This window comes from Aquitalea pelogenes, from assembly GCF_001515305.1.
Taxonomy (GTDB): domain Bacteria; phylum Pseudomonadota; class Gammaproteobacteria; order Burkholderiales; family Chromobacteriaceae; genus Aquitalea; species Aquitalea pelogenes.
The window spans coordinates 23,208-45,618 of the sequence record NZ_LNQV01000030.1 but is presented as its reverse complement, the minus strand read 5'-3'; the positions used below and the strand labels follow the sequence as shown (position 1 = coordinate 45,618).

The following is a 22,411-nucleotide window of genomic DNA, read 5'->3' as shown; positions in this document are numbered from 1 at the left end:
GCGCTTTTCTACCTGACCGGCGCCAGCGCTTTTGTCGTCAGACAGCGCCCGGTACACGCGGAGTCAAACCCATGCTGCTTCACATCCCCGACGTCCTTACCCCCGAAGAACTGGCCCATGGCCGCATGCTGCTCTCCCAGGCCGACTGGGCCGATGGCCGCATCACCGCGGGCAGCCAGTCCGCCCAGGTCAAACGCAATCTGCAACTGCCCCAGCACCTGGACATTGCCCGCGAGCTGCAAGCCATGGTGGAAGCAGCGCTCAAACGCAATGCGCTGTTTTTTTCAGCAGCTCTGCCCAAAACCGTATTTCCCCCTCTGTTCAACTGCTATCAGGGCGGCATGGACTTTGGCAATCATGTGGACAATGCGGTGCGCAGCCACCCCTTCGACCAGAGCTGGGTGCGCACCGATGTGTCCTGCACCCTGTTCTTCAGCCAGCCGGATGAATACGACGGCGGGGAACTGGTGGTGGAAGATACCTATGGCCTGCACAGTGTGAAGCTGCCTGCCGGCGACATGGTGCTCTACCCCTCCACCAGCCTGCACCGCGTTGAACCGGTTACCCGCGGCGCGCGCATTGCCTCGTTTTTCTGGACCCAAAGCATGATCCGGGACGACACCAAACGCAGCCTGCTGTTTGACATGGACATGGCCATTTCACAGCTGCGCCAGCAGCACGGCGACACCAAGGAACTGGTGACCCTGACTGCCAGTTATCACAACTTGCTGCGCATGTGGGCGGATCTCTGACCGCACAACTGTTTTCTGGTCAAAAGATTGGAAAAACCTGATCGCTGTCATGAAAAATTTCGGCATGACTAAGTAAAGTTACCAAGAACTCTACTTAATCGACATATCCAGCACGGATATCTATGCGGAAGCCCACCATGGCGAGCCAGATCCACCCATCCCAAAGCCGGGAAGTGCAATTGAAGGAAGATGAGCTGATTGTCACCAAGACGGACAGCACCGGCCACATTACCTATGCCAACCGCGTCTTCATGCAGCTGGCCGAATATCCGGAAAGCGAGCTCCTGGGCAAGCCACACAATCTGATTCGACACCCGGACATGCCACGCGGTGTATACCGGCTGATGTGGAAAACCCTGCAAGCCGGGCGCGAGTTTTTCGGCGTGGTCAAAAACTATACCGCCAGCGGCAATTACTACTGGGTGCTGGCCAATGTCACGCCGGACTACGACAGCAAGAACAAGCTGGAAGGTTATTTCTCGGTACGGCGTCCGCCCGGCCGGCGCGCAGTGGAAACCGTGATTCCCATTTACGCCCGTATGTGCCAGCTGGAAAGCACACTGAACAAGGCGAGCGCACCGGACGCCTCCATGGAATGGCTGCTGGCCGAACTGGACAAGCAGGGCCACAGCTATGAAAGCTTTGTGCTGTCCTTGCTGGACCCTCACCTTTCCACCGGGAGGTCTGCCTGATGGCCCGCCGCACCTCACCCTTCTTGCGAACCCGGCTGGGCTTCTGGCTGATTGGCTTCAATGTACTCACCATCTGCACCGTACTGGCATCCTTGCTGCTGCCCGATAGCTGGCGGCTGGCGGTAGAAGTGTTCCTGGTTTTGTTGTCGCTACTGCTCTCGGGCATGATCTGGCTGGGCAGCGGGCGCATTTTTACCGTGCTGAACACCCTGCACGAACAACTGGGTTATGCCTGTGATGGCGAATTGCACCATCGCGCCTCGCGCACCCGCGACATGGGTGAAGTCGGCCTGGTGGCCTGGGAGCTGAACGATTTTCTTGATCTGGTGGAAACCTATTTCAAGGAAATCAATACCAGCTTCCGTCGCGTCAGTGAGAACGACTACAGCCGGCGTCCGCTCAGCCAGGGCCTGCCTGGCATGTTTGCCGAATCGCTGCAGAATGTGGACAGCGCCATCCAGGCCATGGCGGACAACGACGGTTACATCCGCAAGAATCGCCTGTCCTCCCAGCTGGCTGCCCTGAACAACCCGCATCTGCGTCACAACCTGGCCAGCAATCAGAACGATCTCACCCAGATCAGTACCGCCATGGATCAGGTCTCCAGCATCACCCGCGACACGGCCAGTACCTCGCGTGACAGCCTGGAAAGTGCCACCTTGCTGACCGGTCATATGGATACGATTGCCGGCAGCGTGGTCAGCATGAACGAAGCCAGCACCGCGCTTGCTCAGGAGTGGACGGGCATTGAATCCTCGCTGGCGGCCATTTCCGCCATTGCCGACCAGACCAATCTGCTGGCGCTGAATGCCGCCATTGAAGCGGCCCGCGCCGGCGAAATGGGACGCGGCTTTGCCGTGGTGGCTGATGAAGTACGCAAGCTGGCCGAACGCAGCAAGGACACCGCGCACCGGGTACAGTCGGTGCTGGGCAGCCTGTCCAGCCGCATCAGCGACATGCATGCCCGTGCCAGTGAAGCCGGCACGGTAGCCGCTGAAGTCAAGGCTTCGGTAGAAACCTTCCACCAGCGTTTTGCCACCCTCGCGGAACAGTCCGATACCGTGCTGGGACAAGTCCAGCGGGTGCGCGACATGTCGCAGGTATCGCTGCAAAAAGTCGGCCACGTCATGTACAAGCAAATGGCCTATCACGCCATTGAAGAAGGTGCCGGGCTGCCACTGAGTAATGATCTGACATCCTGGTGTCAGGGCGAAGGCCGGAACAGCTTCGGCGCGACCCGCGCCTTCGGTCAGCTGGCACCAGCGGATGAACGTGTCGGCAAAGGCGTTGAACTGGCGCTGTCCACCGCCAGCAACAAGCAGACGCTGGACGAAGACGCCATCATCCAGCACATGCGGGTGCTGGAACAGGATAGTGCCCAGATCCTGCAGTTACTGGACCGCATGGTGGAAGAGAAACATCTGCATTGAGCAGGCGGCTGCGCAGTATTCTGCCTCGATTGCACAGGGCCCGGCAAAGCCGGGCTCTCCTGCCAAGCGCCTGATTTCACAGCCTGACCATCTGTCCGCCCCATCCCACTGCCATTGCCAATTGATGAAGATGGGAGAAGCTGAAGCCAGTTGCACAAGGCAGCCTGGCTTTCCATACGGTAAGCACAATAGCCTGGTCGACAATCAGAAACAGCCCTGACGGGCTGTTTTTCATTCTGCCTGCGCTGTTAGCGTCGCCCGGCCTCAAACAGGAACCAGCAACGGCGCTCGGTTTCATCCAGCCAGTTCTCAATCAGGCTGGCCGCCGCGATATCGCGGTGCTCCTCGCATACCGCATGTGCCTCACGCAGCCTGCCAGCCAGGGCTGCATTATCCTCGCGCAGTTCCGCCAGCATATCTTCCGGTGTGACATAAACAGCATCGTTATCCTTGATGCGTTGCTGACGTGCAATGTGGCCGATCGAGCGCAATGTCGTGCCACCCACCTTGCGCACCCGCTCCGCCAGTGGGTCGGTCATCGCATATAGCTGATCGCCCTGCTCATCCAGCAGCAAATGGTAATCGCGGAAATGCGGCCCACTGACATGCCAGTGGAAGTTCTTTGTTTTCAGGTAAAGCGCAAAGGCATCTGCAGCAAGCCGTTCAAGGCGGCGCTGATGTCGCGGGAAGCCGTTGAACCCAGGTCGCTGGGGGTATGCAAGGCGGCATCGGGATGGGCATGCAGGGCCGGTGTGTGTGTTGCTTGGGTCATGACAGGACATCTCCTCAGAAAATGGGACAGCATCCAGTGGCTTACGCTGCTTGTGAGAAGCTATTTTTCTCACTCCCTCCGGGCAAGCCTGCTTTTCTGATTGAATGGGCGAATTTTCCCAACCACCCACTTCTCCTCTTCACCTGGCCGCCCCGGCAGCAGACCTGCCATCCATAGCGATGCGTAAACCCTATCCCGATCCGTTCCTCTACGACACCAGAAACATCCGTATTTACGTAAATATTTCATGTATTCCATTACATAAATAACAAAATTGATCTTGATAGATTTTTTCATCCAAAAAATACGGAAAAACTCGCCATGAATATGTAGCAACAAAACAGGGAATTCCAGAATCAGACAGGTATCACTCAGCAATTGGCCGGGAAGACGGGTGCCCAAAAACACCAGGCCAGCGCAATAGGCCGGGCAGGCCAGCCGGAAAATTGGCATACACAGGAACAGGGGCTCAAAAGTCAGCTTGGGAGTTGGCTTGGGAGTTGGCTTGGGAGTTGGCTTGGGAGTTGGCTTGGGAGTTGGGCCTGACACTGCGCACGCCCTGTGCATGCAGAAAAAACAGGCGTTTGAAATAAAGTGCTGACTAGGTAATTGCCACAATGCGCTTTATGGCAAAGGCATGCAAAACTGCAATATGGAACAAGAACGTGCCTGCTGTTCAGATAGCACGGTCAGGAGACAGGCAAGATCATGAAACATCTATTTGGTGCACTGCTTGGTGGCGTGACTGCTGCGGCATTCGCACACCGCTTGCTGAGCGGCTCCAGCAGACTGGTGATTGATGTCAGCTCGAGCGAGGAGTTTCATGCCGAGCATATTCCGGGCGCACGTTCACTCCCGCTGGAGCAGCTGGAACAACAGGCTGCCAGCACCATTCCGACACCGGAAACCCCGTTCACCCTGTATTGCCGCACCGGCGAGCGCGCCAAGCTGGCCGCCGCCCGCTTGCGCAGCCTTGGCTACACCCATATCGAGAGTGTCAGCGGCATGCACGAAGCCATGCAGAAGCTGCACCAGCTGTTGTAAATGCGCGCGTTGTTGAACCTATTTGTCTGGACCAAAGCCGAAACTGGCCAGTTCATCCGCTTCCAGGTAGCGCCACTGCCCTTCGTCCAGATCACCCAACACGACTGAACCCACGCTCAGGCGGTGCAAATCCATTACCCGGTTACCTGCCGCAGCCACCATGCGCTTCACCTGATGATATTTGCCCTGGGTGATGGTCATGCGGATGGTGATTTCATCGACCACCTCGACCTGGTCTGCCGCAATCTTTTCGTTGTCGTCCTTGAGAAACACCCCGGCCAGCAGATGCCGTACCAGATCGTCCACCACCGGATGTTTGAGGGTTACTTCATAGCACTTGGGCACATGGCGCTTGGGCGAGCTCAGGGCATGCACAAACTGGCCGTCATTGGTCAGCAGCAGCAGGCCGGTCGTGTCGACGTCCAGTCGTCCGACTGCTGATATGCCCAGATTGCCAAATTGCCAGGGCAGCAAGGTATACACACTGGGATGGTGCATGGGCTTGTGCGAGGTTTCATAGCCATCCGGCTTGTGCAGCAGGATATAAATGGCGCCATCCTGCAATGGCCACGGTTCGCCATCGACCACCAGTTCTTCGATGTCGGCGGGCAGGTATTCCTGGCGGTAGTCCTCGGCCACTTCGCCATTGATTTCCACCAAACCGTATTCCACCAGCTTGCGGCATTCCTTGCGGCTGCCGAAGCCCTGCTGTTGCAATAATCTGTAGAGTTCCATGGCGAAATGTTAGCACGCCCCCCGCCCGCCGGCATGGCTACCGCCCGGCCATGACCCGGTCTGCAGGCTTGCCTATGATGGAACAGTCGCCATCCCACCCACCTGCGGGGACAGCCCTGATGACTTTTCCACGCCTGGCCCTGCGCGGCCTTGCCACCATTCGTCATGTACGGTTCCGGCTACTGCACGCGCTGAGCACCAGCACGCTGCTGTTTGTTCCGGCCATGCTGTTTGCCCTCAGCGATCAACCCGCCAGCTGGATTTTTCCGTTCACGCTGAGCGCCGCCTATTCGATGATGATCGTGCTGCTGGCCAAGCGCCTGAGTCTGTACTCCCTCGCAGGCTTGCCGGCCATGCAATGGCTGGGTCAGGCCTGTATCGGCAAGGACTGGCTGATGTTGCCGGTGCTGGCGGGCATGCTGCTGATCATGGCCATGGTCTCGCGGCGCGGCTTGCACAAGGGCATGCAGTTCTGGGTATTCAGCCTGCTGCTGGCCAATATGATGCCCGCGTCCCCACTGCCCGCCGGGCAACACGCGTTGCTGGCGTTTTGCGGGGCGGTTTACGGCCTGTTGTTGGGTCGATACGGTCTGGCGGACTGGCACCGGGTATTACCAGGTGCCGCGCGCGATGATGTCCGGCGCTATGCCTGGCACTTACTGTTGTGCGGATGTCTGGCCTGGCTGGCCGGGGGAAGATGGCATCTGCCCCATACCTGGTGGCTGCCGGTGCTGGTGGTCGGCATTATCGATCCCTCGCCACAGCGCATGCTATGGCTGGTGAAGGAGCGGGTATACGGCACCTTGCTGGGCGGCGTGCTGGCGGCACTGCTGGCCTGGTGGCAGCCGCCACCGGCCATCCACATGCTGATCATGTGTCTGGTTCTCACCACGGCGCTGATGCTGATGCAACGCAGCTTCCGCGGTTTTATTGCCGGGCTGACCCTGCTGGTGCTTTCCGTCATGCCGGTGGCGCAGGTGCAGCATGGCGTGGTGGAGCGGGTGGCCGATACCCTGCTGGTGGGTGTGTTGCTGGGCAGCCTGGCCTGGTGGCTGGAAATGGGCGTCAAACAACAGCGGCTTCAAAACAGGGCGGGCTGACTGGAGCCTGCCAGACACACCCGGTCGCGGCCTTGTGCCTTGGCCTGGTACAGCGCGGCATCCGCAGCCTGTATCAGGCTGGCCGGGTCTTCTCCATGCAGCGGGCAAACCGACAGGCCGATGGACAGGGTAATGTGCAAACGCTGGCCCAGCGCCTGGATGGGCAATTGCCGCACGTCGGCACAGAGTTGTTCCGCTTTTTCACTGGCCACGTCCAGCGCCATTCCCGGCATCAGGATGCAGAACTCCTCGCCACCATAACGGCATACCACGTCGCCACTGCGGAAGCGGTCTCGCAGGAAGGCACCCAGTGCCGCCAATACGGCATCCCCGCAGGGGTGGCCGTGATTGTCATTGATGCGCTTGAAATGGTCAGCATCCACCATCATCACCGCCACCGTGCCATTGAGTGCCAGCATGTGCGCCAGCAGACGCGGCAGGATTTCATCCAGATAACGGCGGTTGAACAGGCCGGTCAGCGGGTCGCGCCGCACCTGTTCGCGCAGGCCGACGTGCATGGATTCGATTTCCGCCACATGCTGACGCAAGGCGTCGTTTGCCTCGTGCAGGCTGTGTTCCAGCCGCTTGCGCTCGCTGATGTCGTTGATACCGCTGATGACATACAGCGATTGGTCGCTATGTACCAGCGAACAGGAAATCAGTGCCCAGAACTGACGGCCATGCGCGTCATGCAAGCGGACTTCATGATCGCGCACCGCACCCTCGCCATGCAGCAGCCGCGACACCTGCTTGCGTGCTTCCTGATCGATATAGAAATCCTGCACCCGGCGGCCCGTGTCATTGAGCTGGCACTGGAACAGGCTTTCCGCCTGCGCATTGGCATAAATCAGCGTGCCGCCATCCAGATGGCTCATTACCAGCGGGAAGGGGGATGCATCTGCCATCAGCTTCAGCCGGGCTTCGCTTTGAGCCAGTTGCCGGGTGCGCTCCGCCACCTTGGCTTCCAGCGTCTGGTTGGAACGGCGCAGCCAGTCTTCGGCATGACGCCGCTCAGCCACCAGTGCTCCAAACACCAGCAAACCCAGCGACTGCACCAGTAACAACATGCCGGCAGTGGCAATACCGCTGAGTCCGGGGTCCTGATACGCCGCACCGTTATGCAGCAGCACACCGACAAAGGCCAGCACCACCACCGCTGCGTGCAGGCAATAAGCCAGCGCCAGACGACAGCGAAACGCCACCCACATCAAGGCAATCAGAAACAATGGCCACAGCGATGCCGCCACCCCGTGGCGGAAATCAGCCCAGATGAACTCTACCAGTGCCAGGCTCAGGGTGCTGAGGCTGAGCAAGGCGGTTTCCAGCCAGCCGGCTGGATTGAGCTGCTGTTTGCGGTAGGACGCATGGCTGAGAAACAGCAAGGCAGGCGTCAGCGTCAGGATGCCATTGACCTCGCCCAGCCAGCGGGAAAACAGCCACTGCCAGTGCGAAACACCAGCGGGTAACAAGGCGGGGGGAATCAGCAGATAGGCCGGCAAGTTGGCCAGCAGGGTATTGGCCAGTACGCCGCACCACAAAAACAGCAGCACGCCGCTCAAGCGGTCAAATGGCGGCTCCAGCCCGCTGCGCGCGCGCAGGAAATGGCCCGCCAGCAAGGCCGCCAGCGTCTGCCCGGCAGCCATGCCCAGCCCCAGCACCGCATGTTGCGGTAATAGCCAGGCCTGACCCAGACTCAGGCCCAGCAGCAAGCCGGGCCAGCAAGACCAGCCCCGCAGCATGGCCTGCGCCAGGCAGAAACCGGCCGGCAGCCACAAGGGAGGGGCCAGCCTGCCGAAGTCCACCGAATACGGCAAACAGACCGACAACCATGTCAGCAGCCACAGTGACAGGGCCTGCCACAGGGCTTGTTTCGCCCGTGTCAGCCAGGGCTGTGCAGATTTGCCAGATGAGAACACGGTTTCTCCCATGCCGCGGCAAAAGACGAAACCTTATCCGTCGTTTGTAGTGCGGTATGGGCAGCAAGAATAGCCAAGACAACGGGATAAATCCACGCTTTCCTGCGAGCCCAAGCCCTTGTGTGGTAACGAATTGACACAGGAGGCGTTACAGCCCGGAATAGTCCGGGCCTTGGACCGGAAAATGACGGCATGCCACCGCTAAAGGCTGATTTCCACCCGGTTCCGACCCAGTTTCTTGGCCGTGTAAAGCGCCTCGTCGGCGCGCTGCAAAATGTCATCCAGCGCCTTGTCCTTCGCGCCGAGCATGGCCAGGCCCACGCTGAGCGTGACACAGGCCTCCGCAGGCAAGCTGGCGGCCCGGCATGCGGCATCCAGCATGGCCTGTACCCGGTGTATCACCTGCAAGGCTTCCTGTTGACTGGTTTCAGGTAACAGCAGGCCAAACTCCTCGCCACCCAGCCTGCCGGCAACATCACTTTCACGTATTCCCTGACTCAGGACCCGGCCCACCACACGGAGCAAGCTGTCACCCATCTGGTGACCAAAGCGGTCGTTCACCTGCTTGAAGTGATCCAGGTCCAGCATCACCACACTGAGCGGCGTTGCCTGACGCTGCGCCAGGTGCAGGTATTTGTTACCCAGTTCGGCAAACATCCGGCGATTGGGCAGGCCGGTGAGCTCGTCGGTGACCGCCAGCAAATACAGTGCATCCTGCACGCTGTGCCAGTGCGTGACATCCCGTTCGATGGCGACAAAGTGGCTGACCAGCCCGTTATCGTCATGCAGCGGCATGATGCTCATTTCCACCCAGTAGCTGCGCCCGGACTTGTGATAATTGAGCAGTTGCATGCGTAGCGGACGCCCCAGCTCCAGCCCCGCACGGATATCGTGCAGCATCGCCGGGTCGGTTTGCGGCCCTTGCAGGAAGCGTGGATTGCGACCCAGGATTTCTGACTTTTCGTAGCCGCACAGTTGGCAAAATGCCTGATTGACGTAGACGATTTTCGGCCCGGGAGCACGGTGTGGGGCTGCTTCGGTCACCATGATGGCATCGCTGGCATGTTCGACGATAAGGCGGAAATCCCTGAGCTTGAGCACCATCTGGACACTCCTGGACATGTGCGTGAGTCCTGACGCTTAGGAATAGAAACCCGACCGGCTTAAAGCAAGCCATCCTGTCACTTGGGACATGTTTATTGTTAAGCGCTATCTTGCTGATTCACATGGCAATTATTTATATTATGTCCATAATATAAATATCATCCGGCTAAAGAATTCAGCATGCGTTACGACAAACAGCACAAGACCGCCATCCGCCAGCGCATTCTGGACATGGCCACACTGCGTTTCCGTTCCGAAGGCATTGCCGCGGTTGGCATCGCCAACCTGATGGCGGATCTGGGCCTGACCCATGGCGGCTTTTACTGGCATTTCAAGGACAAGGAAGACCTGGTGGCGCAAGCCTGCCAGCAGGCCATGCAATCTGTCGATCAGCAATGGCAGCAACAGATGCAGCTGGCAACACCTGGCAGCAAACGCCTGTCGGTGGCACAACATTATCTGAGCATCCAGCATCGGGACTTCCCGGACACCGGCTGCGTAGCTGCGACACTGGCCGGGGAACTGAGTCGGCATACACCGGCCACGCGTCAGGCCTTCACCGCCAGCCTGCAACAACAGCTGGCCACCCTGGCAAGCGCCGCCGAACAGGATGGTGATTCCGATGCCCCCCCCTGACACCCTGCGCCCAGCTCAGCCTGATGGTGGGTGCCATGCTGCTGGCACGGGCGGTAACCGACCCGGCACTATCCGGCCAGTTGCTGGTGGAAGCCGAAGCGCTGATCGCCCATCATTCCGGCTCAGCAGCCGGTTGAGCACTGCGCAGGCAGGCTTGACGGGTTTCCTGCACCAGACGTGCCAGTTCACCGCTGCGCTGTATGGCCAGCAAACCGCGGTTGAAACGGTCAATCAGCTCGGCACCATGCGGATGCTTCTTCCAGATCACCACATGCAGCGGTGCCAGCCAGAAGGGCTGGGAATGCTGTAGTTTTGCCGCCTGGGCGCGGGAGAAGTGACGACCGAGCAGAAACAGGCCGACTTCTTCTTCAATGGGAAACAGGTCGATACGCCGCGCCAGCAGCTTGCGGAAGTTGCTCAGGTCGTCGGCGGCACCGTCGGTATGCAACACCCCCTGACGTACCAGCCGGTCGAATTCATCCGAGTAATAGTTGCCAATGGTGATGCCGATACGCATGCCGGACAGCTCGGCCAGCTGTTTCCAGCTCACCACATGGCTGCGCTGCTGGAAAAACACCATGCGCGCGGAAAGAACTGGTTTGGTATACAGCAGGTCCTGCAGACGGTCCGGACTGGGCGCCCAACCCAGGCTGCCATCCACCATGCCGTTGCGGGCCGATTGCAGACTGCGGTTATTGGGCATGAAGCGGTAACGCACCGTCACGCCGCTGCGGGCAAAGGCAGCACTCACGACGCGGGACAAAATGCCGTTATCAGGCAGATTGGCACCGATGTAAGGTGGCCAGTCATCTGCACTGAGCACAATGGCCATCTGCCCAGATGGCAAGGGGGCTGAACGCTGGGCATGCACCGGCCCTGGCAGGCCGCACAAGACGGCAGCGCACGGGACCAGCCAGACCAGCCGTCTGGCCATCCACCACCAAGGTGCTGCACATGCTGCAATCATGTCCTGCTCCGAATCAGGAGTGCCTGACCACCGGCCACCTTGTGCCGGACTTCCCCGCGTCAGCCGGGATATGCCTTTGTTTATGATGGAAAAATGGCCCGGCGACCAATCCAAGAGGATACGAGTCCGGGCCATGGACAGCAAGCATGGGCAGCGTGCAACAGGTGCCGCTGCCATGTCCTGTCAGTTTAGCGCTTGCCCGGCGAGAGCAAGGCCGAAACCTGGCGTGCAGGCTGGCTGCGACGTTGCTGCGTCTGGCCACCGGCAGGCTTGGCGGCTTGTGGTTGACGCGTGCCCTGCGGCTGAGCCGCTGCCGGCTTGTTGCGCGGTGTGTTGCCCGCCGGGCTGCGATGACCATGGCCGGTAGGCTTGGCTTGCTGCTCATGGCGCGGCTTGCCGCCACCCTGACCCTGACGTGCGCCCTGACCCTGACGGCCACCGCCACCCTGGCCGCGGCCACGACCGCTGTTGCCACCCATGGGGATGGGTTCCGGCTTCACGTTCAGGTCGGCTTCAAAGCCCGGTACGGTAAAGCGGGCGATGGATTGCTTGGTCAGCTTCTCGATATCACGCAGGAAATTGAACTCATCCACGCACACCAGCGATACCGCTTCGCCCGGACTGCCGGCTCGGCCGGTACGGCCGATACGGTGTACATAGTCTTCCGGCACATTCGGCAGTTCGAAGTTGACCACATGCGGCAGCTGGTCGATATCCAGGCCCCGGGCGGCGATATCAGTGGCCACCAGCACTTGCAGGGTGGAATTCTTGAAGTCGGCCAAGGCGCGGGTACGGGCATTCTGGCTCTTGTTGCCGTGAATGGCTGCGGCCGGAATGCCGATCTTGTCCAGCTTTTCCGCCAGACGGTTGGCACCGTGCTTGGTGCGGGTGAACACCAGCACCTGGTACCAGTTGTGATCGCGGATCAGCTTGATCAGCAGATCGGTCTTCTTGTCGCGGTCCACCAGATGCACGCGCTGGTCCACCAGCTCGTTGGTGGTGTTGCGGCGCGCCACTTCCACCAGCTTGGGTTGATCCAGCAGCTTGTCGGCCAGTGCCTTGATCTCGTCGGAGAAGGTGGCCGAGAACAGCAGGTTCTGCCGCTTGGCCGGCAGCAGGGCCAGCACCTTGCGGATGTCGTGGATGAAGCCCATGTCCAGCATGCGGTCGGCCTCGTCCAGCACCAGGATTTCCACGGCAGACAGATCCAGCGTGCGCTGGCTGACATGGTCGAGCAGGCGGCCCGGCGTGGCCACCAGGATGTCCACCGGCTTGCGCAAGGCGGCAATCTGCGGGTTGATGCCGACACCACCAAACATCACCATGGATTTGAGCGGCAGGTATTTGCCGTATTCGCGGACCGACTCTTCCACCTGGGCGGCCAGTTCACGCGTGGGGGTCAGCACCAGCGCGCGCGGTTTGCCCGCCTGACGCGACGGTTTGCCCATCAGCAATTGCAGCAAAGGCAGGGTGAAACCGGCGGTCTTGCCGGTACCGGTTTGCGCGGCGGCCAGCAAATCGCCACCCTTGAGCACCTGCGGAATGGCTTGCGCCTGGATGGGGGTGGGCACGGTGTAACCGGTATCGGCCACGGCACGCAACAAATCCTGGGCCAGGCCAAGGTCAGCAAAGCTTAAATCGGACATACAACACTCCTGCGACTGCCTGATCGCAGTAAGCGACACCAATCTAGGCTGACGGTAAACAATTGAATTGAATGCGGGTGGCCGCGGGATGAGGCCTGCATTGTGCGCCGATTGGCAAGACGCGAAAGCGGGCGAGTTTACAGACAATTGCCCATGCTGGGAAATCATGCTGCGGAATGATGCAGCAGGACGGGGCTGCACGTGGCACAATACTGCATGCTCAAATTCCGTCCCGTACCCACTGCAATCTGCTTGCTGCTGCTTGCACCCGGCCTGGCGCATGCCCTGAACGGTGCGCATTCGCTTGGTACCGGACAGGACCGTAGCGGAGGCCGTGGCAACATCAGCAGCACACGCATGCCACCCGCCGCGGTGACGCCGCCGATTGCCACCATTGCGGCCACCGAATTTGATTGCAACAAGCCGGCCAACCCCATGGAAACCATGCTGTGCCAGGATGAAGGCCTGATCCGGCTGGGCAACCGGCTGGACAAGGTATACACCCAGGCCATGGACAAGGCCCGCCAGACGCCGGCAGGTGCGCTGAGCGTCAGCAAGCTGCAACAGGAGCAGCGCCACTGGGCGCACAACCTGAAGGAATGCATGAAGAACGACAACCCCCATATGTGTCTGGGGGATACCTACATCCTGCGCATTACCGAACTGCAGGCCAGCTGGGAACTGGCGCCCTCGCTGACCCCGCTGCATTATCTGTGCGGCGGTGGCGGCAACAACGACGTGCTGGCCACCTTTTACCGTACCAAACCCGCCACCGCGCGGCTGGTACGTGGCAAGAGCCAGGCCATCCTGCACCAGCAGGAGCTGGTCACCGGCGGTGCCCGCTATGCCGGTCAGAATGTCGAATTCATCATCCGCGGCAAGGAAGCCAGCATCAACTGGAAAGGCGAAAGCCTGCTGTGCATCAGCCAGCCTGAACAATAAGTCCATACTCCTGCACCGGCCGGCAGCCGCACCGGGCCGTGTGCAGCCAACATTGCAACCCGGATATCACTCATGGCCCTTACCGCCACCATTTACAAAGCCGGTCTGTCGATTTCCGACATGGACCGCGGCTATTACGCCAGCCATAACCTGACCCTGGCACAACACCCGTCCGAAACCGTGGAGCGCCTGATGGTGCGCCTGGTGGCCTTTGTGCTCAATGCCAGCGAAACCCTCAGCTTTACCCGTGGCCTGAGTGCCGACGACGAGGCCGAACTGTGGCAGAAGAATTACAGCGACGAAATCGAACTGTGGATAGAACTGGGCGAACCGGATGAAAAGCGGCTGAAGAAAGCCTGCAGCCGCGCCGACAAGGTCGTGTTGTACACCTATGGCGGCCGCTCCAGCGAGGTATGGTGGCCGCAAATCGAAAACAAGCTGGCCAAGCTGGACAAGCTCAGCGTCTACCGCATCAGCACCGCCACCCAGGCCGAGCTGGCCGCGCTGTGCCAGCGCAGCATGCAACTGACTGCCACCGTGCAGGACGGCCAACTATGGCTGGCCGATGAAAGCCGCAATGTGCTGGTGGAAGTGGAAGCCCTGAAAGTGCCCCACTAAACCATTCAATCCATCAAGGCCGCGGCATGGCGGCGGCCAGCTGGCGTGCCGCCTCGTCACCCCTTTCCAGCGTCTGGATCACCCCTTGCCGGTCTTGCGGCAGCCGGTTCTGGCTCAGCTTGGCCTTGACCTCCCAACGCGCCACCCGCAAACGGAAACCCACTATGCCGCGCTGCATGGCGGCCATCGCCGCTGGCGGCATGGCATCGGTACTCCAGCCATCCGGGCCTTCAAAATGACGCGCCAGCTGGCTTAACAGTTCACCCAGCTGCGCGCCGTCCACCGGTTCTGCCCGGCCATGAGCATGCGCCACCCGGTAATTCCAGGTAGGCACCATGCCATCGGACACATACCAGCGCGGTGACACATAGCCATGCGCACCGGCAAACACCGCCACGCTGTCTTGTGCAAACAGCACTCCGGCATGCGGATTGGCCCGCGCCAGATGGCCCAGCAGGCAATCAGGATGTTGCGGATCGGGCAACAGCACCACATGGCTGATCCACGGTTCGTCTGCCGCCGGGGTAATCAGGGTGGCCAGCGGATTATCCGTCATCACACGCGCGGCATACCCAGCTTCGGCACGAAAAGCAGACGGGCAATACAGGCTCATCGCAATACTCCATCAACACGATTGATCAAGAACCAATCCGGTTCACCACCCGGTGTCGCTACTGGCGCATGGCAATGGCCAGCCGGTTCAGCGCATTCATGCTGGCGATGGCCATGGTCAGGTCGCAGATTTCCTGGGCGTTGAAGTGTTCCAGCAACGGGTTATACGCCGCGTCATCCGCCTGTGTGCCGGCAATCAGCGTCACCGACTCGGCCCAGGCCAGCGCAGCCCTCTCCCGCACACTGAAGTGCGGGCTCAGTCGCCAGCCAGCCAGCGTGTCCAGCCGCACCGCAGTTTCGCCGCCGCTGCGCAGCGCCCGGCTGTGCATGTCGAGGCAGAATGCACAGCCATTGATCTGCGAAACCCGCAGGTAAACCAGCTCCACCAGATTACGCCCCAGCGGGCTTTCCGCCAGCAGTTGCTTGATGGCACGCAGATGCTGCAAGGCAGGGGCAGACAGCTCGACATAGGGCAGGCGCAAATTCGACATATTGGTAACTCCTCAACGGGACCGGCTCATTATCCGGGCAATGAGCGGCTCCATCACAGAGCCAATCATGCTTACCTGAAAGGAACCAATCTGCCGGCATTGCACGGCGGTTTCAGTGCGGCCATGCCTGCCACAACATCCAGCCGGCCATGCCCAGCAACAACAGGCCACAGCCACGGTCCAGCCATTGCCTGCCACGCGGCCCCACGCGCCGCAATACGCTGCCCAGACCAAACGCCAGCACACACCACCACAATGCCGAGCCGGCCACCACACCCAGCACCATCACCCAGGCCTCTGTCGCCCCGGGCCGGGCATGGCCGGACAAGCTGGAAAAAACCGCCACGAAGGACAAGATGGTCATCGGGTTGCCCAGCGTCAGCGCCAGGGTGGAGGCATAAGCCCGTAGCAGACTGGCCGCCACACTGCCGCCGGTGTCTGCCTCCGGCCGGACAGAACGCCCAAGCATGCCCACTGCCATCCAGGCCAGAAACAGGCTGCCCGCCAGCGACAGCGGCAGGGCCAGTGCCGTCAGCTGGCTGATCAACACCGTCATCCCCATCGCCCCCAACATGGCGTAAATGCCATCCGCCGTGGCGGCCCCAAGGCCGGTGGCCAGCCCCATCCACGCTCCCTGCTGCAAGGTGCGCTCAATACATAGCAGGCCGATGGGGCCTACCGGTGCGGCAATGGCCACCCCCACCAGCATGGCCTGGACAAACAGTTCTGCAAGCAACATGGTATTTCCTCCGCTTGATGCAGATAGTCTGCCCGGCCACATCCGTCCTGCACATGCTGTTTTTCAGGCCAAATACCAATCAGAGCTGATAAATTAAGGCAATTTCCCTTGATGGCAGCAAAAGAGGCACAGCATGGAAATAGACAGCAAGTCATGGAAGATTCTGGAGTGCCTGCAACAGGACGCACGGCTGTCGCTCACCGAGCTGGCGCGGGCTGTGGAAATGTCAGTGCCGGCGGTATCCGAACGGGTGCGGCGGCTGGAAGAGTCCGGCGTGATTCAGGGCTATCATGCGCGGCTGGCACCGCAAAAGGCCGGTTATACCTTGTCGGCCATGGTGGGCATCACCGTGCCGCAGCCCTACAAGAAGAAACTGCTGGATTTGCTGGGCAGCATGCCGGAAGTGATGGAATGTCATCACGTCACCGGTGCCGACTCCTACCTGTTCCGACTGCTGGCGCGCGATGTGGCGCATCTGGAAGCGCTGGTGGCACGGGTGAACCATCTGGGCGAAACCCGCACCTCCATCATCCTGTCCACCCCCATCAGCCAGCAAGCCTTGCGTCAACCACGTTAATTTGTATGTAAGCCGAACCTTAATGTCATCTGCCTGTCGTAAAATCCCAAGATCCACACCCCTCTGACACGCTCCATGACTTCGCTGACCTTGCGCCCTGCCACTTTCGACGACGCCGCACTGATTGCCCGGCTGCATACCGAAAGCTGGCAAAACAGCTATCGCAAAATCCTGTCCGACGACTATCTGGACCATGTCGCCCCGACGGAACGGCACACCATGTGGACCCGCCGCTTTCATTACGACAATCACCTGTGGGTACAACTGGCCTTGTGGGATGGTGAGCCGGTAGGTTTTGTCTGCCTGCTGCCCGATGGCGAAACCGAGCGCGGCCTGTTGCTGGACAATCTGCATGTGCTGCCCGGTCAGCAAGGCCGTGGCGTGGGACGCACCCTGTTACTGGCTGCCGCCGCCGAGGCGCATCGCCTGCAAGCCGGCACCCCCATGCACTTGTGGGTGTACGAAGCCAATAGCGATGCCCGCCGCTTCTACAACCGCATGGGTGGGGAAATGGTAGACCGCGAAAGTGTGCTGGCTCCGGATGGCAGCAAGGCCGTTGCGCTGTGCTACCGCTGGAAGCAGCCGGCACTGCTGGCCGACAGCGGCAGCGTGGCAGTCTGATCCGCCGCAGCCGCCAGCGCTTTGCTACACTGGCGGCATGTCTGCCCTCAAATATCTGCTGCATTACCCGCCCGCCCTGCTTGCCCAGGTTCAGGCCCGTCTGGATGACGCAGCCTCGGCCAGTGGCTGGCTGCCCGTTACCCCGCCAGCCATCAGGTACAAAGCGATAATGCGCTGTACCAGTATGTCAGCGCGCTCAAGCAGCGCTACCTGAAGAATGCCCCGGCGCCCACCAAGGTGCTGTTCGACAACCAGCAGCATCCGGTCAAGGGCACGCTGGGCACCAATACCCAGATTTCCCGCATACAAGGCGGCAAGCTCAAGGCCAAGCATGAAATCCGCATTGCCAGCCTGTTCCGCGACGCGCCAGAGCCGTTTTTGCGCATGATCGTGGTGCACGAACTGGCCCACCTGCGCGAAAAGAACCACGACAAGGCCTTCTACCAGCTGTGTTGCCATATGGAACCGGACTACCACCAGCTGGAGTTCGACACCCGGCTATGGCTCACCCTGCGCGAACTGCCGCAGGGCTGAGCATGCCGCAAGGCGGCTCAGGCCTCCACCTGCGCCAGCTGGCGCGCCAGGAAACCGGCAATGTGCTGGTAAGTGCGGGCGCACTCGTCGGCGACCAGCTGCTCCATGTTCAGGAAGGCATGGATCAGGTCATCAAAATGCAGGTGCTCGCACACCACGCCCGCAGCCTGCAACTTGTCCAGATAGCGTAGTGCTTCGTCGCGCAGCGGGTCGAAACCGGCGGATACCACCAGGGTGGCGGGCATGCGCGGCGTCACGGTCATGTGCAACGGGGACGCCGCCAGCCGGTCCTCGCCACGCTGGAAATAATTGTCGAAATACCAGGCAATGCGATCGCTGTTGAGGAAATAGCCTTCGCCATTCTCGGTAATCGACGGCAGGCTCATGCTGTAGTCCAGACTGGGGTAAATCAGTATCTGGGCAGCAATCTGCAAGGCGGTATCATGCTGTGAACGCGCACTGACGGTGGCAGCCAGCGCGGCCCCGGCCGAGTCGCCCGCCAGGGCCAGTTGCCGCACAAAGGGCAGGCCACGGGCATCCAGGGCGGCAAACACGCCGCGCGCAGCGGCATAAGCATCGTGCAATGCCGCCGGATAAGGGTTCTCCGGTGCCAGCCGGTATTCCGGCACCACCACCACGCAACCGGTAGCGGCTGCCAGCCTGCGGCTGATGGGGTCATACACGCTGACACTGCCCGCGGTATGACCGCCGCCGTGCAAGAACAACAAGACCGGGCGCGCCTCGTCCGGTGCCGGATGATAAATGCGCACCGGCACGCTGTAATCGCGACCGTGAACGATTTCATCATTCACCCAGGCAATATCCGGGCCGGGGCTCACCAGCGTGCGGGTGACATTGGCCAGGGCCTCGCGGGCACCGATGGCGGTAGGTTTGTAGCCGCTGTCCTGCAAACGGCGAATAAGCTGGTTCAATTGCGACAACCAGTCAGTCAGCTTTGGGCTGACAGCATGCATGGCACTTCTCCTGAGTCGGGTGCTGAGTCGGTCTGATAGCGCATCAGGCCGACATTAATATACCAAAGTCATGAATGATGCCAGCATGCGCGGCACGCGTCAGGGTGCCAGTTGGTCGCGCTGTGCCAGTTGTGGAAACCAGCGCATCCACAGCACCACCACCAGCAAGGTCCCCACACCACCCAGCACCACGGCCGGAACCGCACCCAGCCAGGCCGCCGTCACACCGGACTCGAATTCACCAAGCTGGTTTGAGGCACCAATGAACAGGGAGTTCACCGAATTGACGCGGCCACGCATGTCATCCGGTGTTTCCAGCTGCACCAGCGTGCCGCGGATCACCACGCTGATGACATCGGCCGAACCCAGCAGCATCAGCGCCAGCAAGGACAGCGGGAAGCTGCTGGACAGGCCGAACAGGATGGTGGCGAAGCCAAACACCGCCACCGCCGCAAACATGATGTGACCGGAGCGCCGCCTGATGGGGTGGCGCATCAGCCAGGCTGACATCAGCAAGGCCCCGGCCGCCGGTGCCGAGCGCAACAGGCCCAGACCCCAGGGGCCGGTCAGCAGGATGTCGCGGGCAAAAATGGGCAACAGTGCCGTGGCCCCGCCCAGCAGCACGGCAAACAGGTCCAGCGATATTGCCCCCAGGATATCCGGACGGCTGCGGATGAAACGCACCCCCATCAACAGGGAGTCCAGCGACACGCGCTGGCCGGTAGGCAACACCCGGCTGGAAGGCAGCAGGCTGACCAGCAGCAGGCAGGCGAGGAAACTGGCGGCAGACAAGCCATAAGTCAGTTCCGCCCCCAGCGCATACAGAAAACCGCCCAGTGCGGGGGCGATGATGGTGGCGGCCTCATTGGCCGAGGCTGCCATGGCAATGGCCTGCCCCAGCAGCGCGGCGGCACGATATTGGGCAACAAGGACTGCATGGCCGGCATGTCGAAGGCACGGCAGCAGCCCACCACCACCGACAGGGCAAAGATCAGCCCGCGACTGACCTGCCAGCCCGCGCCCAGATTACCCAGCAGCAGCACGCTCGCCGCCACCGCCTGAATGGCCAGGCTGACAGCCACCACCCGCCGCCGGTCGAAACGGTCGGACACCGCGCCGGTCACCAGCACCAGCAGCACCCGTGGCAAAAACTGCAACAGGCCCACCAGGCCCAGGTCCAGCGCACTGCCGGTCAGGGCATACACCTGCCAGCCAATGGCCACGGTAAGAATTTGAAAACCGGCCGTCAGCAATACACGGGCCAACCAGAAATGCCAGAAAGGGCGGCAATGCCGCAAGGATGCAGACGCGTCGTTCATGGAAGCAGTAAAGACGGCCGGAATGGCCATGACAAAGAACTCAAGCCTACCGGCTAAACGCCTGTAACTCTAGCCTTACACCCCGCGCTTAACACTTGCTGACACAATCCTCCGGCACGGCATGCGGCGCAGCTCAGGCAAACAGCCGCGCCAGCCAGCCACCCTGGCGCACCGGCTGCAAGCAGGCGGATGCCTCCTGCACCAGCTCGGCCACCAGTTCGTGGTCCACCACCGGCCGTTGCACCTGCAAGGGGTCCTGCTCTCCGGTGGGGGCAAGTGCCAGGCCCGGCCCTTGCCGGTGCAGGCGGTAGCCGCCGCCGCAAGAGGGGCAATGTACGGTGTCACCATCCTGCATGCGCCGCGGGATGGCGATGATGGGACCGCAGGCCTGGCATTGCTGCAAGGGAATGCCAGCTTCGCTGTGACCGACGATGTGTTCCAGCTTGCCGGCTTCGCCCAGCGCAATGAAGTGCTCGCCGCAAGTGCGGTCGAACTGGCTGCCCAGATTTTCGCGAATGATGTCCAGCGCCCGCGCAATCGGCATGCCTGCCCGGTAGGGACGGTGGCTGGTCATGGCGTCAAAGGCATCGGCAATGCCGACGATGCGCGCCACCATGGGAATGGCATCGCCCTTGAGGCCAGCCGGATAGCCTCGGCCATCCGGGGTTTCGTGATGCATCAGCACCGCTTCCATGGCCAGGGCGGCCAGCGGATGTTCACGCAGCAAATCCGCCCCCTGCTGCGGATGGGTCTTGATCACCGCATACTCGTCGTCAGTCAGACGGTCGCGCTTGTTGAGAATGGCATCGGGTACGCCAATCTTGCCCAGATCATGCAGAAAGCCGCCCAGCATGATACGCAGCACCTCGCCGCGCGCCAGCCCCATTTCCTGCGCCAGCAGGCCAGAGAAACGCGACACCCGCCATAAATGGCCACCGGTATAAGCGTCACGGGTTTCCACCATCATGGCCATGGTGTAGAGGGTTTTGAGTAATTCCTGCGCTGCCTGCATGCTCTGCTCCGCAAAATGGCCACACACTGGCCGTGATCTGGCTGTCTGTCATGGGTCGAGCCAGCCAATGAATTCTTACAGCTTAGTGCTAATTTTGAGGCATGCCCCCCGAGGGCTTACAATTGCCCTCATTCCAGAAAGAAAGCCCCTCATGTCCCACACCCTGAGCACCCTGCTGCAAGCCGCCGCCGATCGCCGCAGCGAGCTTGTCAGCTGCCTGCTGGCAGAAGATACCAATAGCTACCGCCTGTTTCATGGCAGTGTGGAAGGGGTATCCGGCCTGACCATAGACCGCTATGGCGATTTGCTGCTGGTGCAGAGCTTCCACCAGTCGCTGAGCGACGAAGAACTGGACGAAATCCGCCAGTTTTACGCCGCCAGCCTGCCTGAACTGCAACTGGTCTACAACGACCGCAGCAATGCCAACTCGCGCATCAGCAATACCCTGAGCCTGGCGGAACAGGCCGTGGCCGAAGAAAACCGCGTGGCACACGAGCTGGGCATCCGTTATCACATCCGCGCCCGCCACAGCGGCCAGGACCCGTGGCTGTTCCTCGACCTGCGTGCCGGCCGCCGCCGCGTGATGCAGCTGGCCGAAGGCAAGAGCGTGCTCAATCTGTTTGCCTACACCTGCGGTGTGGGCCTGGCCGCAGCCAAAGGCGGTGCCAGCTTCGTGATGAATGTGGATTTTGCCGAATCCAGCCTGGCCGTAGGCCGTGCCAATGCCAAGCTCAACAGCCTGACCACCCGTCCGCGCTGCGTGCAAAGCGATGCCTTTGCCGCCCTGCGCCAGCTGTCCGGCATCGGCCAGCCCAAGATGGTACGCGGCAAGAAAATGCCGCCCTTCCCCACGCTGGAAGCGCGCCAGTTCGATGTGGTTTTCCTCGACCCGCCGCGCTATGCCAAGAGCCCCTTCGGCGTGGTGGACCTGATCAACGACTACCAGGCCCTGTTCAAGCCTGCGCTGTTGTGCACCGCGCCGGGCGGGGTGCTGATCTGCTGCAATAACGTGGCCCAGGTGGATGGTGCCGCCTGGCTGGAAGCGCTCAAGCGCAGTGCAGAAAAAGCCGGCCGTCCGATTCAGGCGGTAGAGTGGATCACCCCGGAAGAAGACTTCCCCAGCCTGGATGGCCAGCATCCGCTCAAGATCGTGCAGCTACACGTTTGATCGCCTGACC

The 22,411-nt window shown here is 60.9% G+C and carries 25 protein-coding genes and 1 pseudogene; 12 read left to right on the top strand and 14 right to left on the bottom strand.

The features are described 5' to 3' along the window. Nucleotides 1–71: 71 nt before the first annotated feature. The 3 genes from AWT75_RS13580 to AWT75_RS13570 all read left to right on the top strand — a co-directional run bounded on the left by AWT75_RS13580 (nucleotide 72) and on the right by AWT75_RS13570 (nucleotide 2,874). The gene (locus AWT75_RS13580) at nucleotides 72–752 is read left to right on the top strand and encodes a Fe2+-dependent dioxygenase (RefSeq protein ID WP_062789601.1); all 681 of its coding nucleotides are present in this window, start codon (nucleotides 72–74) and stop codon (nucleotides 750–752) included. Nucleotides 753–889: 137 nt separating this feature from the next. Then, nucleotides 890–1,444 (top strand): PAS domain-containing protein, encoded by a 555-nt coding sequence (locus AWT75_RS13575; RefSeq protein ID WP_045848458.1) that lies wholly within the window; start codon nucleotides 890–892, stop codon nucleotides 1,442–1,444. Further along, nucleotides 1,444–2,874: a methyl-accepting chemotaxis protein gene (locus AWT75_RS13570; RefSeq protein WP_062789599.1), complete on the top strand. Its 1,431-nt coding sequence runs from the start codon at nucleotides 1,444–1,446 to the stop codon at nucleotides 2,872–2,874. Before AWT75_RS13575 ends, AWT75_RS13570 begins: the two co-directional genes overlap by 1 nt. Nucleotides 2,875–3,122: 248 nt before the next feature. On the opposite strand, the gene AWT75_RS13565 is transcribed toward AWT75_RS13570, so the two are convergent. The 3 genes from AWT75_RS13565 to AWT75_RS21900 all read right to left on the bottom strand — a co-directional run bounded on the left by AWT75_RS13565 (nucleotide 3,123) and on the right by AWT75_RS21900 (nucleotide 4,195). After that, nucleotides 3,123–3,506, bottom strand: coding sequence for a Dps family protein (locus AWT75_RS13565; RefSeq protein WP_239689590.1), 384 nt, complete (start codon nucleotides 3,504–3,506; stop codon nucleotides 3,123–3,125). Further along, the gene (locus AWT75_RS22955) at nucleotides 3,503–3,646 is read right to left on the bottom strand and encodes a hypothetical protein (protein WP_239689592.1); all 144 of its coding nucleotides are present in this window, start codon (nucleotides 3,644–3,646) and stop codon (nucleotides 3,503–3,505) included. Before AWT75_RS22955 ends, AWT75_RS13565 begins: the two co-directional genes overlap by 4 nt. 69 nt (nucleotides 3,647–3,715) lie before the next feature. Then, a complete protein-coding gene (locus tag AWT75_RS21900; protein WP_153013335.1) occupies nucleotides 3,716–4,195 on the bottom strand; it encodes a hypothetical protein in 480 nt (159 codons plus the stop codon). A 159-nt stretch (nucleotides 4,196–4,354) separates the two neighbouring features. On the opposite strand from AWT75_RS21900, the gene AWT75_RS13555 reads away from it, so the two are divergent. After that, nucleotides 4,355–4,690, top strand: coding sequence for a rhodanese-like domain-containing protein (locus AWT75_RS13555; protein ID WP_062789595.1), 336 nt, complete (start codon nucleotides 4,355–4,357; stop codon nucleotides 4,688–4,690). A gap of 18 nt (nucleotides 4,691–4,708) precedes the next feature. On the opposite strand, the gene AWT75_RS13550 is transcribed toward AWT75_RS13555, so the two are convergent. Then, nucleotides 4,709–5,425: a pseudouridine synthase gene (locus tag AWT75_RS13550; protein WP_045846334.1), complete on the bottom strand. Its 717-nt coding sequence runs from the start codon at nucleotides 5,423–5,425 to the stop codon at nucleotides 4,709–4,711. Nucleotides 5,426–5,544: 119 nt separating this feature from the next. Between AWT75_RS13550 and AWT75_RS13545 the strand changes: the two genes are divergently transcribed. After that, on the top strand, nucleotides 5,545–6,525 hold the full coding sequence (locus tag AWT75_RS13545) for an FUSC family protein (protein WP_062789593.1): 981 nt from the start codon (nucleotides 5,545–5,547) through the stop codon (nucleotides 6,523–6,525). Here AWT75_RS13545 and AWT75_RS13540 read toward each other — a convergent pair. Beyond that, entirely contained in the window at nucleotides 6,507–8,441 is a 1,935-nt protein-coding gene (locus AWT75_RS13540) for a sensor domain-containing diguanylate cyclase (protein WP_161937753.1), read from the bottom strand. The two genes, AWT75_RS13545 and AWT75_RS13540, sit on opposite strands and share 19 nt — an antisense overlap. Before the next feature lie 201 nt (nucleotides 8,442–8,642). Continuing rightward, a complete protein-coding gene (locus AWT75_RS13535; RefSeq protein WP_082696099.1) occupies nucleotides 8,643–9,563 on the bottom strand; it encodes a sensor domain-containing diguanylate cyclase in 921 nt (306 codons plus the stop codon). A 162-nt stretch (nucleotides 9,564–9,725) separates the two neighbouring features. On the opposite strand from AWT75_RS13535, the gene AWT75_RS13530 reads away from it, so the two are divergent. After that, on the top strand, nucleotides 9,726–10,181 hold the full coding sequence (locus AWT75_RS13530) for a TetR/AcrR family transcriptional regulator (RefSeq protein ID WP_239689587.1): 456 nt from the start codon (nucleotides 9,726–9,728) through the stop codon (nucleotides 10,179–10,181). A 112-nt stretch (nucleotides 10,182–10,293) separates the two neighbouring features. Here AWT75_RS13530 and AWT75_RS13525 read toward each other — a convergent pair whose 3' ends face one another. Continuing rightward, nucleotides 10,294–11,148 carry a substrate-binding periplasmic protein gene (locus tag AWT75_RS13525; RefSeq protein WP_204377052.1) on the bottom strand — a complete coding sequence of 285 codons (855 nt, stop codon included), beginning with the start codon at nucleotides 11,146–11,148 and terminating at the stop codon, nucleotides 10,294–10,296. 188 nt (nucleotides 11,149–11,336) lie between these two features. Further along, a complete protein-coding gene (locus AWT75_RS13520; RefSeq protein WP_062789585.1) occupies nucleotides 11,337–12,794 on the bottom strand; it encodes a DEAD/DEAH box helicase in 1,458 nt (485 codons plus the stop codon). A 252-nt stretch (nucleotides 12,795–13,046) separates the two neighbouring features. Between AWT75_RS13520 and AWT75_RS13515 the strand changes: the two genes are divergently transcribed. After that, nucleotides 13,047–13,736: an MliC family protein gene (locus tag AWT75_RS13515; protein WP_062789584.1), complete on the top strand. Its 690-nt coding sequence runs from the start codon at nucleotides 13,047–13,049 to the stop codon at nucleotides 13,734–13,736. 72 nt (nucleotides 13,737–13,808) lie between these two features. Beyond that, nucleotides 13,809–14,354, top strand: coding sequence for a YaeQ family protein (locus tag AWT75_RS13510; RefSeq protein WP_062789582.1), 546 nt, complete (start codon nucleotides 13,809–13,811; stop codon nucleotides 14,352–14,354). A 13-nt stretch (nucleotides 14,355–14,367) separates the two neighbouring features. Here AWT75_RS13510 and AWT75_RS13505 read toward each other — a convergent pair whose 3' ends face one another. The 3 genes from AWT75_RS13505 to AWT75_RS13495 all read right to left on the bottom strand — a co-directional run bounded on the left by AWT75_RS13505 (nucleotide 14,368) and on the right by AWT75_RS13495 (nucleotide 16,196). Further along, nucleotides 14,368–14,967: an FMN-binding negative transcriptional regulator gene (locus tag AWT75_RS13505; protein ID WP_062789580.1), complete on the bottom strand. Its 600-nt coding sequence runs from the start codon at nucleotides 14,965–14,967 to the stop codon at nucleotides 14,368–14,370. Nucleotides 14,968–15,025: 58 nt separating this feature from the next. Continuing rightward, nucleotides 15,026–15,457 (bottom strand): carboxymuconolactone decarboxylase family protein, encoded by a 432-nt coding sequence (locus AWT75_RS13500; protein WP_062789578.1) that lies wholly within the window; start codon nucleotides 15,455–15,457, stop codon nucleotides 15,026–15,028. Between the two features lie 112 nt (nucleotides 15,458–15,569). Continuing rightward, nucleotides 15,570–16,196 (bottom strand): LysE/ArgO family amino acid transporter, encoded by a 627-nt coding sequence (locus AWT75_RS13495; protein WP_062789576.1) that lies wholly within the window; start codon nucleotides 16,194–16,196, stop codon nucleotides 15,570–15,572. Nucleotides 16,197–16,329: 133 nt separating this feature from the next. Between AWT75_RS13495 and AWT75_RS13490 the strand changes: the two genes are divergently transcribed. From AWT75_RS13490 to AWT75_RS22950, 3 genes are all read left to right on the top strand, one after another. Then, on the top strand, nucleotides 16,330–16,773 hold the full coding sequence (locus AWT75_RS13490) for an Lrp/AsnC family transcriptional regulator (protein WP_045846325.1): 444 nt from the start codon (nucleotides 16,330–16,332) through the stop codon (nucleotides 16,771–16,773). 75 nt (nucleotides 16,774–16,848) lie between these two features. Continuing rightward, complete coding sequence (locus AWT75_RS13485; RefSeq protein WP_062789574.1) at nucleotides 16,849–17,394, top strand: GNAT family N-acetyltransferase; 546 nt, start codon at nucleotides 16,849–16,851, stop codon at nucleotides 17,392–17,394. Nucleotides 17,395–17,631: 237 nt separating this feature from the next. Next, a complete protein-coding gene (locus tag AWT75_RS22950) occupies nucleotides 17,632–17,928 on the top strand; it encodes a M48 metallopeptidase family protein (protein ID WP_239689586.1) in 297 nt (98 codons plus the stop codon). Nucleotides 17,929–17,945: 17 nt separating this feature from the next. Here AWT75_RS22950 and AWT75_RS13475 read toward each other — a convergent pair whose 3' ends face one another. From AWT75_RS13475 to AWT75_RS13465, 3 genes and pseudogenes are all read right to left on the bottom strand, one after another. Beyond that, complete coding sequence (locus AWT75_RS13475) at nucleotides 17,946–18,902, bottom strand: alpha/beta hydrolase (protein ID WP_062789572.1); 957 nt, start codon at nucleotides 18,900–18,902, stop codon at nucleotides 17,946–17,948. Nucleotides 18,903–19,001: 99 nt separating this feature from the next. Further along, nucleotides 19,002–20,125 (bottom strand): annotated as a pseudogene (locus tag AWT75_RS13470) (MFS transporter). 229 nt (nucleotides 20,126–20,354) lie between these two features. Further along, complete coding sequence (locus AWT75_RS13465; protein ID WP_062789610.1) at nucleotides 20,355–21,233, bottom strand: HD domain-containing phosphohydrolase; 879 nt, start codon at nucleotides 21,231–21,233, stop codon at nucleotides 20,355–20,357. Between the two features lie 151 nt (nucleotides 21,234–21,384). Between AWT75_RS13465 and AWT75_RS13460 the strand changes: the two genes are divergently transcribed. After that, entirely contained in the window at nucleotides 21,385–22,401 is a 1,017-nt protein-coding gene (locus AWT75_RS13460; protein ID WP_062789570.1) for a class I SAM-dependent rRNA methyltransferase, read from the top strand. Nucleotides 22,402–22,411 lie beyond the last annotated feature (10 nt).

What these genes read in the sequence shown, in the direction of transcription:
- AWT75_RS13580 (WP_062789601.1), top strand. Translation starts at nt 72, where the DNA reads ATGCTGCTTCACATCCCCGACGTCCTTACCCCCGAAGAACTGGCCCAT.
- AWT75_RS13575 (WP_045848458.1), top strand. Translation starts at nt 890, where the DNA reads ATGGCGAGCCAGATCCACCCATCCCAAAGCCGGGAAGTGCAATTGAAG.
- AWT75_RS13570 (WP_062789599.1), top strand. Translation starts at nt 1,444, where the DNA reads ATGGCCCGCCGCACCTCACCCTTCTTGCGAACCCGGCTGGGCTTCTGG.
- AWT75_RS22955 (WP_239689592.1), bottom strand. Translation starts at nt 3,646, where the DNA reads ATGACCCAAGCAACACACACACCGGCCCTGCATGCCCATCCCGATGCC.
- AWT75_RS13555 (WP_062789595.1), top strand. Translation starts at nt 4,355, where the DNA reads ATGAAACATCTATTTGGTGCACTGCTTGGTGGCGTGACTGCTGCGGCA.
- AWT75_RS13550 (WP_045846334.1), bottom strand. Translation starts at nt 5,425, where the DNA reads ATGGAACTCTACAGATTATTGCAACAGCAGGGCTTCGGCAGCCGCAAG.
- AWT75_RS13545 (WP_062789593.1), top strand. Translation starts at nt 5,545, where the DNA reads ATGACTTTTCCACGCCTGGCCCTGCGCGGCCTTGCCACCATTCGTCAT.
- AWT75_RS13535 (WP_082696099.1), bottom strand. Translation starts at nt 9,563, where the DNA reads ATGTCCAGGAGTGTCCAGATGGTGCTCAAGCTCAGGGATTTCCGCCTT.
- AWT75_RS13530 (WP_239689587.1), top strand. Translation starts at nt 9,726, where the DNA reads ATGCGTTACGACAAACAGCACAAGACCGCCATCCGCCAGCGCATTCTG.
- AWT75_RS13525 (WP_204377052.1), bottom strand. Translation starts at nt 11,148, where the DNA reads ATGATTGCAGCATGTGCAGCACCTTGGTGGTGGATGGCCAGACGGCTG.
- AWT75_RS13520 (WP_062789585.1), bottom strand. Translation starts at nt 12,794, where the DNA reads ATGTCCGATTTAAGCTTTGCTGACCTTGGCCTGGCCCAGGATTTGTTG.
- AWT75_RS13510 (WP_062789582.1), top strand. Translation starts at nt 13,809, where the DNA reads ATGGCCCTTACCGCCACCATTTACAAAGCCGGTCTGTCGATTTCCGAC.
- AWT75_RS13505 (WP_062789580.1), bottom strand. Translation starts at nt 14,967, where the DNA reads ATGAGCCTGTATTGCCCGTCTGCTTTTCGTGCCGAAGCTGGGTATGCC.
- AWT75_RS13500 (WP_062789578.1), bottom strand. Translation starts at nt 15,457, where the DNA reads ATGTCGAATTTGCGCCTGCCCTATGTCGAGCTGTCTGCCCCTGCCTTG.
- AWT75_RS13495 (WP_062789576.1), bottom strand. Translation starts at nt 16,196, where the DNA reads ATGTTGCTTGCAGAACTGTTTGTCCAGGCCATGCTGGTGGGGGTGGCC.
- AWT75_RS13490 (WP_045846325.1), top strand. Translation starts at nt 16,330, where the DNA reads ATGGAAATAGACAGCAAGTCATGGAAGATTCTGGAGTGCCTGCAACAG.
- AWT75_RS13485 (WP_062789574.1), top strand. Translation starts at nt 16,849, where the DNA reads ATGACTTCGCTGACCTTGCGCCCTGCCACTTTCGACGACGCCGCACTG.
- AWT75_RS13475 (WP_062789572.1), bottom strand. Translation starts at nt 18,902, where the DNA reads ATGCATGCTGTCAGCCCAAAGCTGACTGACTGGTTGTCGCAATTGAAC.
- AWT75_RS13465 (WP_062789610.1), bottom strand. Translation starts at nt 21,233, where the DNA reads ATGCAGGCAGCGCAGGAATTACTCAAAACCCTCTACACCATGGCCATG.
- AWT75_RS13460 (WP_062789570.1), top strand. Translation starts at nt 21,385, where the DNA reads ATGTCCCACACCCTGAGCACCCTGCTGCAAGCCGCCGCCGATCGCCGC.